At 34.5% G+C, this 11,857-nt stretch carries 8 protein-coding genes and 2 pseudogenes; 2 read left to right on the forward strand and 8 right to left on the reverse strand.

Annotated features, from left to right (window positions below; all coding sequences use genetic code 11):
- Positions 1-238: 238 nt before the first annotated feature.
- The 8 genes and pseudogenes from OKX56_RS02920 to OKX56_RS02955 form a co-directional block, all read right to left on the reverse strand.
- Entirely contained in the window at positions 239-2,305 is a 2,067-nt protein-coding gene (locus OKX56_RS02920; protein WP_287895611.1) for a PIN-like domain-containing protein, read from the reverse strand.
- A 92-nt stretch (positions 2,306-2,397) separates the two neighbouring features.
- Entirely contained in the window at positions 2,398-2,868 is a 471-nt protein-coding gene (locus OKX56_RS02925; RefSeq protein ID WP_287895612.1) for a DUF6650 family protein, read from the reverse strand.
- Complete coding sequence (locus tag OKX56_RS02930) at positions 2,865-4,583, reverse strand: hypothetical protein (RefSeq protein ID WP_287895613.1); 1,719 nt, start codon at positions 4,581-4,583, stop codon at positions 2,865-2,867. The genes OKX56_RS02925 and OKX56_RS02930 overlap by 4 nt, the downstream gene beginning before the upstream one ends.
- On the reverse strand, positions 4,573-5,625 hold the full coding sequence (locus tag OKX56_RS02935) for a dsDNA nuclease domain-containing protein (protein ID WP_287895614.1): 1,053 nt from the start codon (positions 5,623-5,625) through the stop codon (positions 4,573-4,575). The genes OKX56_RS02930 and OKX56_RS02935 overlap by 11 nt, the downstream gene beginning before the upstream one ends.
- Before the next feature lie 594 nt (positions 5,626-6,219).
- A pseudogene (locus tag OKX56_RS02940) lies at positions 6,220-6,381 on the reverse strand (DUF255 domain-containing protein); the annotation flags it as partial.
- Positions 6,382-6,396: 15 nt separating this feature from the next.
- Complete coding sequence (locus tag OKX56_RS02945) at positions 6,397-7,914, reverse strand: recombinase family protein (RefSeq protein ID WP_025205193.1); 1,518 nt, start codon at positions 7,912-7,914, stop codon at positions 6,397-6,399.
- A gap of 1,440 nt (positions 7,915-9,354) precedes the next feature.
- A complete protein-coding gene (locus tag OKX56_RS02950) occupies positions 9,355-10,152 on the reverse strand; it encodes a hypothetical protein (RefSeq protein WP_025205191.1) in 798 nt (265 codons plus the stop codon).
- A gap of 35 nt (positions 10,153-10,187) precedes the next feature.
- Complete coding sequence (locus tag OKX56_RS02955; protein WP_158208140.1) at positions 10,188-10,547, reverse strand: hypothetical protein; 360 nt, start codon at positions 10,545-10,547, stop codon at positions 10,188-10,190.
- Between the two features lie 461 nt (positions 10,548-11,008).
- On the opposite strand from OKX56_RS02955, the gene OKX56_RS02960 reads away from it, so the two are divergent.
- Positions 11,009-11,269, forward strand: coding sequence for a hypothetical protein (locus OKX56_RS02960; RefSeq protein ID WP_025205188.1), 261 nt, complete (start codon positions 11,009-11,011; stop codon positions 11,267-11,269).
- Positions 11,270-11,281: 12 nt separating this feature from the next.
- Positions 11,282-11,629, forward strand: a pseudogene (locus OKX56_RS02965) (DNA polymerase Y family protein); the annotation flags it as partial.
- Positions 11,630-11,857 lie beyond the last annotated feature (228 nt).

The following is an 11,857-nucleotide window of genomic DNA, read 5'->3' on the forward strand; positions in this document are numbered from 1 at the left end:
TTTTTGTAACTTTTTCCCATATCTTTTTGGGAATGAGATGGTTTCTTATTGTCTTTTTTACCCACTGATTATTAACTTACTGAAAAATTGACTCGCTTAGGGTCTTGACATATTACCGAAGGACTTAACGCAAAAAAGCCGCTTGCTTTTATCAATGAAGCAAACGGCTTTTTTACTATTTATTTATGAAAAAGAGAATGCCAGCTTCAAAAAGGCTGCTATCTCTTGGTAATTTAAATTATATATCGAATTGATGTGTGAATCTTATTGTCTGACCCATGATAGTATCAGAAGATACATAATCTCCTATCAAATTTCTACCTCTATTACCAAAAGCAACTTTTACGCTATCTGGCTGTACACTTATGATTGGTACAACTATTTCTAATTCATAACTACCTAGAGGCAACGCATTATTGTCAGTATTCTTCCCATTTTTAAACACTTCGCTGACAAAGTGTCCCCCAGCCATGACATCTGATTTGGATTGCGTATTGTAATGTAAATCTTTATTCTTTAAGCTAATCATTAAATGGGTGCTTTCGGGTAGATTAGTTTCACCCTTAATCTGCACATATTTATTATCGAGACGCTCCGATATAACTTTAAAATATACTGGGATTGCTTTACCTTCTTCTGGCGGCAACACTTTCATACTATCTGGAATAGGGTACGGTTCTCCTATATTTACCTCTATTTCTCGGAAGCGACCAGTGTTTCCTTGTATTAAAATGCCAACATCCTTAAAACGCTTTATTGCTAACGCATCAATCTCATTTAGACTTAAATTCATTTTTGTGCTCAGATTTTGTACTAATGTAAATGAACGATTTATTTCAAGCAATGAGCAGTCAAAATGTTCGGCAGTATCGATGAATACCAGTGCTTCCGCTACATCAACAGAATGTTTTTTTTCGTAATAATCCCAAATACTCATCATGTATTGGTATATCTCGGCATCAGTATCATTTGGTTTTATAAATACCCCTCGCTTAGACTCCAATGAGGCCTTATCTTCAGGAACCCGCTCAAAAGCCCCGCTAATTATCGTTATGTCCGTAATTTCTTTTGAAAATGCACGCTCTTTAACATCCTCTTTTTCATATGCTCGTTTAAAAGATATCTTAAGATCAAAAACAAATGAATCAATCTCATTGGATGTAAATCGCTCGATTCCTTCATTATAAAAGGCTCCAGTGAATTGTGCCATTCCTTGCAATAAAACTGAATAATAAACGTAATCACTTACTTCAACAGAAGCGTCCTGAAATACCATCCTCAGGTCATCAATATCCATTAGTCTGTTAATATCCACGATAAATGGCAAAAGATAAATGTGCTCATCTGCATTGAGCCACTCTATCATTTTTTGTTTTATCTCTTTTATATTATTTCGTATGGCAACATCGACGAATTCGTCAATTTGTATTTCAGCTAATGCTAATTTTATTTTAACATTCAGTATTAACCCCATATGCTTAATAAACACATCATTAGGAAGAATACATATTTGTTTTCCGTCTGTACGTTCAAAAAACTCTTTTGTCAATTCTTCTCGCGGGGCAATAGGGCGCTTATTGTCCAAAATAAACCAATCTTCTTTAACATCCGAAGTAACAAAAACAATAGGACGATTATTAATTGTGCTCAATCTAATTATTTCGTTCCATAGTATTAAGTCTCCGAATACACTAACACCATCTTTTCTAGAATCAGGATTCTGCCGCGGATCATCCATATAACCTGGTGGAATTTTATATTTATATCGAAAATGTCCATCTTTATAGATATCGAATAGTTCTAATTGAGAAAATCCGCTATGCGGATTAACTTCATAAATTGCTTTTATAAAAGATTCAATGCTATCCGCTTCTAAGAATCCCGTGGTGGAAGATAAGACGTTTTTTAAAACATACTCGTCAATTGCAACTTTTAGCTTATCTAAATTAGTTTTAACTTCATCCGCTATTTCCTGACTATGTAAAAATTTATACTTAATAAATATATTCATTTGGCGTAGAACAGACTCTGAGCAAGAGTTTAAGCATAATCTAGATTCCGTAATGGCTTTTTTTGCATTGCTGGTTCGCTGTCCCTGAACTACAGATAGGTTTTTTGCAAATTCAGACAGCACTTGAGCAGGAATACGAATATCGTCATGCAATGTTTTATATATATCAAGCATTTCGGTACTTGCAAACTTAGAATATCGTAATAAGTCCAAATAAATATTTGTATCAAAAACGTATATAGGCTTACTTGCATAAATGCTTTTAAATGCATTTAATGTGATAAAATCGCTCAAATGTTTCACCCCTGATTCTTATTAAATTACTTTTTTACTTTAACCTTTGAACCATTTGATTACGAAAGCAACATGTCAAAGTAACCATTTTATCATTCTGGTATGATCTGGGCTAAATCATCTTCCACATCAATTCCGTAAGCCTTTGCAATCTGACCGATCATAATACCGAATACTCCGCGAAGTTCACCTACTGCTGACGTAAATATCCAATTGTAAATATTACCTGATTGGCAAGTATGGCATCTAAACTCTTTCTTATCAGGACATCTACTTAAAAAGTTGTTGCATGCATTACGCATTGCCCTTACATATTTATTAAGATCGGATTTGTCATCAATGTTCGGAAGTTCAGATGTAAGCATGTATTTTATCTCAGTAACCGATTGTATGCAGGGGCAAACTGATTCGTATTCATAAGCTGAGTATAATACCCGTCGCGGTTCAAGAGAAATGATGATTCGGCGTGCAATCGCTCTTTCTGTTTCTGCCGGATTCCATGAAACTCCAAATATTGGACAGCTTATACCGGTCAATCTGTTAAGTATTTCTGAGAATCTCATTTAGGCTCTCCTTCATCGACAGTTGTCAGCTGTGTGTTGCACAACTCAAACAATAATTCTTTGTGAGCATCAAATTCATTTTCATTGAGCAAATGATATTTTTCATTTGATAGGGATATAATATTTAATTCCAACTTTTTAGAAAACTTTGCACGGTTAAAACCAATAGTTGAAATAATAAGTTGGTTATCATCTGAAGCATTTTTAAGTAAATATGTTAGCAATTCTTTTCTCTTAATGTTATCCGTTTCTGCATTATTGGGGCTATCGAAGACTATTGGAAATTTTATGGCTGACTTATTGAATTCATTTTTGAGTTTAATTAAATTCATATACCACATCACTGTTGCTATAGGCTTATTGCTGCCACTTGCCTTGAAATTGCTTTTAATGTTTTGGAAATGCTTCTCATCAATCTCAGATAATCCGAACGCCGTTTTGTCTTTAATGAGTAATTCATAATAACGATTATTTATGGCTTTTTTTGTTTCTTCGTAATTTTTCTTTTCCTTATTTAGCTCATCAGTTTGATTTTTATTTATTTTTAACGTCGCTTTTAATTCGCCCATGTCTGTTACTAAACTGTCACGAACCTCAATAAATCCTTTATGCCTTAATATATCATTTACTTGAACAGAGTTAAAATTGAGCTTTTCTTCATATTCTTTAAGCAAGGTTAAAGTATCTTTGTACTTTTGTTCATCAAGATCGATTTTGTTCTCTAAATCAAGGATTGAAAGTTGGATATCATTACTTACAATAACAATATCATCAGAAGAGTTATATTTTTCCACTCTAAATTCAACTGTATCCTGTAAAAATGTTTTACAATATGGGCAAGTATGCGAATTTAACAAAGATATGTCTTTTTCATTTTGCTTCTTTGCTTCAGTAAGCTCGGATAGAGTAATTAGTAATTCTTCTTTTTGATTTCTTAGTGAAATCAGCTTTTTCTTAATGTTGCTAAGTTTTTCTACTATTTCAGAATATTCATCATTAGTTATTTCTATTTCGCTTTTTAATAACTCTATGCTTGAGTTATAAGTAGATCCTTTTAATTCACCTGATATTTTTTCAAACATGCCCTCAAAAAGACTCTGACGCTTATCTAATTGAGATTTTTCATCTTTTAATTGTTCTAATTTCTTTATTATTTCAAAATAATGGGAATCAAATGCCCCAAAATGGTAATATAAAACATTCTCTTTGTAGTTGGCATACTGTTGCAACGAGGAGAATGACGAGAAATCTGTCCCATTATAATAATCCTGATCTATAAAATACAACAAGTAATTATAGGCAGGAGGGGTAATTTCCAACTTTTCTTCCGATCTATTCGGTAACCGAACGGAGAAATCAAAATAAACATTGAGCTGCTCCGCTAAATCGGTTCTGTCAACTGTTGAAAACAATAGTTTCTTGCTGTTATCAAAGAACTTAAAAAGCCGGCAGCTTCGATAAATATAGTAGGCCTTATCATTAATTCTAAATTGCAAGATATATGTTTTCCCGCTGTCATCCCATTTGTCGTCAAATTGGCTATCAGCCCCTAAAGAATGATATAGACTACGCATAATAACAGATTTTCCTCTGTCAGTTCCATCAACTTGGCTGGAGGATATTATGTTGATGCCATCAGAAAACTCGATACATTTAGCTTGTTTTTCGCTTGTCGAATAGAGGTATAATTTTTCGAAAACAAGTTTACTCATCATACATACCCTCCTCAAAACGTTTAAGTATTAGCACAGTAAAGATGTAAATTTCTCTTTTATTATGTTCAATCGAAAATTTTGAACCGTATTTGCTAATTAAGCAATCAATACTTTGTTCGAAATCATCAGGCAAGTCGCCAGCCTTTGTTACTAAATAATTTGCAATTTCTTTCTCTTTATTTTGTAATTCTTTTGAACGAGGCAACTCACTTATTACCCTCCCAAGTGCCACATTCAATTCACGCCTCTGCTTATAATCCGGGTTTTGCTTAATGTATTCTTGCGTTAATATCACACTGTTATCAGTTTTATCTATGTGACAGTCCAGTAGTTTATCAAACTGTGCTTTTGTTAAGCCCTTTTTCTGAATCAATTGTTCATAATTGATTTGGCTTAACTCACAACATGCTTTTTCATTAACTGTGTCGTATATAAGCCTATATAGCGTATTTGGTTTTTTAGGTTCGTACCCTTTAATCTTTTCAAAGGATGTCACGATCTTCCCAATCATATCGTGCTCGGGTTTAGACAAGTTCATCGACGTAAAAATGTAATACACATTTGTTATATCAATTTCTGCAATACCTAATTCGGCTTTTAAAGCGTCTGCTATCTTCTTAAGGCTTGGTTTATCTATTGTCTTTAGTTCAAGTTCTTCAACATCCGAACATATCTTTTTGCTATATTTCAAATAGGAGTTAGACACAATGGCCAACTTTACACGTTGTGGGTCATTGTCGGCGTTTTTCAACACATATAGCTTACCTAATATAGACTTCCCGCTTTCAGTTTCAGCTTTAATAATGGCATCCAAAGTATACGATTTGGCGCCTTTGTGTGTTTTGATTTGGTAAAACTCGAATCCATTTTCACTATGTACTTCAATATCGCATACATAGTCAAATACCATGGCGAAATCCGAATAATCATATATATCCAGCATTTTGCTTATTCCCCATAATAATTCGAGCCGGAAGCGGTTTTTGCTCCTGCTTCCAGCTAAATCATATGGTAGTGACATATATAGATCCTCTCTCGCCATAGCCCACTCCTCTTTCAAAAGCAGCACCTATAAATGTGTATCAGCTTGATTTTGACCGTCCCCCTATTTGGTATAAAACAAATTTTGTTACAAACGGTGCTTTAAGATTTGTTTATTACAAATGCAAGAATTCCACATCTTTCCTCTATTTCCTCCAAAATAATCCAAAAACCAAATTCTCCGAAAAAAGTCTAATTTTTAATTACTAGTCTAAAAACCTCCCTGATCCATGAAAACCCTATTTAGCATCATAGCAAAATAGCACTAAACAATACTTTTCCTACGATTTTTATCCAAAATTAGTAATTAAAAAATTCTAGACAATTTAATTAAGTCTAGAATTTTACTTGAATTTCGTTTTTCTATGGATTTACTTGCTAGTTGACTGGATTTTAATTAGTATTACAGCAAATGAATGTTTCCTGCGTAGTATTAATCACACTCGCAACAATCATCACTTTTAATAAGTTGAATCCTAGTGGTTAAAAGTGATACTTTTTTAAAATCTATGCAAATGGCAGTTTTAGGCTACTTTTGCTTGTCTACTATAGCGAATATGACACCAATGACATGTACATAAAATCATGTAAGTCAGCTATACCCAATAGAAAGGAAAATCGGCTTATCCTCGGCTTTTGCTTTTGCAAAAGCTTCATCACTCCAGGGGTACCAATCCACCGGGTTATTAGCGTGCTGGAGCAGGTAAGGCGACTTTTCGTTTACCAATCTATTGGGTATTTTTTTATCTGACAACATAGGGCATCACCTCCCTTATTTGAAATCAATTTTTATCTCTATAGTATCTCTTTCCCGTAAATAAATAATACCATTAATGATGGTTCTATACAGATCGTTTCGCTGCGCATTTTCCGTGACAGCAGTAATGCTGTCTAAAAAAGCAGATAATTTTTTTTGCCGTTCTTCTTTCGTTATTTTGTCTGTAGAACGATATTGCCTTTTCAGTTCATATATCTCAGATTTAAGCTGCTCAATAGATTTTTGCCATTTCTCTTTACGCAATAACCATTCATGACGGGTATAATCGCCAAGCTCATAGGCGTCATTAACAAGCTCTAAAGCCCTTTTATGCTTTTGCAGCGTAATTTCTTTTTCCAAAATTAATTCTTGCATAATCTCAGCCTTTTCGGCATCTTCTGAATCAAACGATATAAGATAGTTATCGTTATATTTTTTTATCTCATCAATTGAGAACTTTTCCAATATATCTACTGAGATACCCTTATTACCGCATTTTTTCCCAAAGGCGTCAATAAACCAGCATGGCTTTACAAACACTTTTTCTTCAGTCATATTAAAAGTAAGATTATGTCCGCACTTAGCACACTTAATTAAACCGGTTAATGCATGCTTTTGCTTACGTCCTGCAACAGGAACACTATTTCGCTGATGTATAAGCGTCAAAATTCGATCATGCTCTTCCTGCGTTTTAACCGGCTCATGGCAATTTTCTACGATAACCCAATCACATTGCGGAATGATTTTATATGGCTTTGCATTCGGCCGCTTATTTTTGTGAGCATCCCCCTGCGTCTTATTGCTTATAATTTTGCCCAGGTGAGTTTCATCAACCAGAAGCCTTTGAATAGTAACATTACTCCAATAATTGCCTTTGATCGTTAAAATTCCCCTTTGGTTAATATTTTCCGCAATTTTTTTAGGGTCAATACCTTTTAGCGCTTGCTCAAGCATATCACGGTATATAGAGAGCTTGTCATCATCAACAACAAGCCCTTTTTTATTTACTTTATTTTTATAAGTTTGATAAACATATGGAAAAGGGGGAATCCCGTTTGTCCATTGCCCTCGCCTTGCCCCGATTTTTTTGCCTTGGCGCAGCCTCTTCGTTATCATTTTATATTCCTGACGCGCAAAAAAGCCTTTAAAATCTGCGTATGTATCATCAACATCATCGTTTAAATCGAAGATTTTATCCGGAGTAATAATGAAGGTATTGGATTTTTGAAACGCTTTTTTAATCCGGTCTTGTTCTCCGAGATCGCCCCGGCCAAGCCTGTCATATTCAACAACACATACAGCATCGTACACACCTTCCTCAACTTCGTTCAGAAGCTTGCAAATCTTCGGACGCATATCGATGCTGTCGGATGTTCCGACCTCCAGGTATTCAACATATTTGAAATTGTTTCTTTTGCAGAGATCGATAAGAACCATGCGATGTTTTTCCAGATCTTCCATGTTTTCCGCACGTGATTTTCTGATATATATAGCTACATACCGAATAATGAATTTTTTGCTCTCAATATCCAATATGATCACCTCCCAGAAAAATGCCTTTGTGAATATTATCAATTAGAACAAGAACAGAATCAAAGGTGCCAAATTTAGATTAACTTAGTTTGACAGTTTTGCTGTCATAGACTGGATTAATCGCTTTATTCAACTCTTTGCTAGTCAGGAGTTGATATAGTTTTCTCTGAAAACTCTTGAGTGCCTGATCAGATGGTTTATTTGACACAATAGTTATTTTCAACTGGCTATCGTTGTACATAAGGCGCCTCCCACGTTGCTCAAATGGTATAAGGCCTTAGGGTATGCCTGTGTTTTGATAACGTATTTACGCTTATTCAGGCATACCCTATGCCATATTCTGTTTTGGTTTATTAAGGTCATTGGTTTTATCCGGCAGACGGCGGTTGACCGTCTCATAGGAATTTCACCTCCCCGTCAGTGACCGGGGCGCACTCTGGGACTTAACCTCGACTGCACGCAAGTATCATAATCCCTCCGTATGTGTCATGGCCATAAATGCTGCCAACATTTATTTATTGCACTGGTATTAATCGCTTCCACCTTACCTTCATCAACTCATTAATTACATTGATCCTTTATTTGCAATCCGAGCATTACCGGAAAGGTGATCATGGCGTACCTGCAATCTGGCTTTCCTTTTACAGGACATACGGGGAAAATACCGGATATAACACATATTCAATTTCCAAAGACCTCCGAGGGGGTAGAATACATCCCTCTATTAATCAGCAGATTTTTTTGCTGTTTGTACCCCCCCTTCGAAAAATATTTTTGGGAAATTTTCAATATTTTTTGCGGTTAATGATTGGGGTGAGATACCCGGCTTTTACTTCCTACTTAAAATCTATTAGTTTGTTCAATTCTATAGTGTTTTGGAAATGCAAAAACACCGCAGATGCGGTGTCTATGTTTCTGATAGAGCTGGTCGGGATCGAACCTACGACCCAAGGCTTATGATATGATGAAACCATTTCTTTAACCGGTACAAAGTTGCTTCATCCGCCGGTATATCCGATGACTGTGCTTCTGTAAGCACTTACTCAATGTATGCAAATTAAACGCTTCACAATGAAATTTCTAATTGAGAGTGGTTTGAGGGATGTTGCATCCACACGCCCCACATGCACATTTTATCCAGTTACATGCAGGACATTTCTTATGTGTTAAAGTTGAAAGTTTAGTTTTACAACTCCAACATTTAGCTTCTCTTTGATGAAGATTCTTGACTCCTTTTTTGAATGTCAAATTGATCCATTCATTTAAAATTTCATTACATCTATTACACTCTTTCTCAGATACTTTTTTTTCATTTCCACAGTGGCATAAATCATAATCTTGGTTCATATAATTTCCTTCTTCTACTTTATTTTTTTCATATTATTAAGCGCGAGTAACACAAATCCATCCTATCTGAATACTCAAGTAACCAAACTAGTTTCATAATTCGATTAGCTTTAGAATATATCCAAAATACTCTTTTTGTTTATCAATTGCCGAAATAATTCTTCTTATGTATTCCGGTCCTTGAGACAAGGATAAATTTAAATCAACCTTTGACGTTAAATTTTCCATATACGACAGAAATTTATATGGATCATTAAAAATAGAATCATCTTGAGAATCTCCATGAGTTCTTGACGCAACCCCTTGAATGATATTAGGTTTAATAGATTCAGCAATCTCGCGCTGAATATATTCCATCTCCTCGTCAAAAATAAAAATATTACTAGCATCATCATTATCAACAGTCAAAAATAGAACTTTTAACCTGTCCTCACTCGAAGTAAAATAAAATGCAAGTGCTAGACTTATGCTGTTTTCAAAGTCTTCTATACTTAAAAAATAATCATAAAATACATTGACCTTAATATCATTTTGCGGATGATTAATATGGTAAAACATGACCGATAACATTGTAATACAGTCATTATATGTTATCTTTCTATTCCCTAAAAACACCTCTAAATCAATTTTTCCTCCAAAAAAATCATAAAATATATTACATGCATATTCACTTACTTTTCCAGTTCGACAGTAATTATTAAATGTCCCAGATCTAAGACTTGCCGATGTATCATAACGTTCCCTCGTAGTAAAAGTAATTATTTCTTCTAAAGTTGTTTTAAAAGTTTTAGCTGCAATTTTCATTAAGTTTCTCAAACAAGAATAATTCTTAATTGCAGTAGTTTCATTATCAAGGGTTGCAATAATTCTTTGACTGTATTTTTTATCCATTTTAACTCCTTTCTAAATTAACAGAATATACTTTATTAGCAGATTAACTTATCTCCGTTGTAATTATTATAAATTGAATAACACTTTTTATTTTTATAAACTTTTTTCGGAATACCTACTTTAGGCATCAGCCAATCCAAGTCTTTGGTTAATATTGTAACTATTTCATTATCCCTAACAATTATAATAATAGGATCGTTTTTTATCGGATCAAAGGCAATATAATATTTGTTCTTTTTTTTGTTATGAATTATGTTTACTAGTTTCGATGCAACTTCAAGAGTAACTTCATATGATTCTTCTATCATATTTTTTATTTCTTTATTATTTTTCACAGAATCGAGGCTAAGTCTCAGGGATAACCTTTCAAATGCATGGCTGCTTACTTTTAACATTTTTTCAGATACCTCCTATATAATAATTTTTAAGCACAACCACATAATAGCTCTCTTTTGATGTTGTGTCAATATTAAATGCGCATTTATATATTGAATTCGCTTTTAATATTGACACAACATCATTACGTATTGTATTTACACAATTATAATAAGAAAAGTCCTTGAGCTCTTTGTGAGTTTAGTAATTAGAATCCAATGTAACCTTTTATGTTGAATTCGATTTAGATTTAGATTTATATCTTTCTTTCTTTTTTAGAATTTTAGCTGTCTAAATTCAAATATACATAACAAGTCTCCTCACGGCTCTCCAACTTTTATATATTTTCTCATCAGTAAGACACAATATTAATTCTTTAACTAATATTACCATCCCAAAATGTTGTATTAAATTCAAGTCAAATGTATAATCTATAATACGAACATACGTTCTGGAGAATAACGTTTTAGGTGGGATCTTCATGAAAACTGTTATGAAACCGATTGAAGTGATAGCATCCTTCAAAGTTGACGGAATGTCTACACCGTTAAAATTTAGAATTCAGGAACAAGACTCCCCTACCATCATTAAAGTGGAACATGTCTGTTTTCGGTCTGAGGATAAACTCGCAGGCAATAAAATGATTACGTTTCAATGCCAGAGTACGATTAACGGATTATTAAAAGTCTTTGAATTGAAATTTGAGCCAAGTACCGGCAAATGGTTTTTGTTCAAAATATAGAGGTGACTTCTTTTGAGCAGGCGTATCATTTTTCACGTCGACGTCAATTCAGCATATCTGTCCTGGGAAGCCGTCCACCGACTCCAACACGGTGATCCTTTGGATTTACGAACTGTACCTTCTGTTGTCGGGGGCAACCCTGAAACCAGACACGGAATTATTTTGACGAAGTCGATTCCCGCCAAAAAGTATGGTATCAAAACCGGGGAATCGGTTTATGAAGCGAAGGCAAAGTGCCCTAAACTGATTATTGTTCCGCCAAATTATCTTTTATATATGCAATGCAGTACGGCCTTTGGAGATATTCTCCGGGAATACTCCCCTCAAGTGGAGCAGTACTCAATTGATGAATTATATGTAAAAAGTGGATAGGCACATTTGGTTAATCTGAGCTGCACTCGGCATTACATACAATTATGCCTATCAGATATAGGCATAATTGTCTCAGGTCCTCTATTCTACGTAAGCGTAAACTCTAGCGGCGTAAAAAAGAGCCCGCCGTAACCAGCAGGCTCGCGTCATATAAAAATCATTCGTCGCATTTGCTCTTAGCATACGGTACTCGGCAATGCTCAGGAGCATTTGCCG

It is taken from the genome of Dehalobacter sp., from assembly GCF_030063005.1.
Classification (GTDB): Bacteria; Bacillota; Desulfitobacteriia; order Desulfitobacteriales; family Syntrophobotulaceae; genus Dehalobacter; species Dehalobacter restrictus.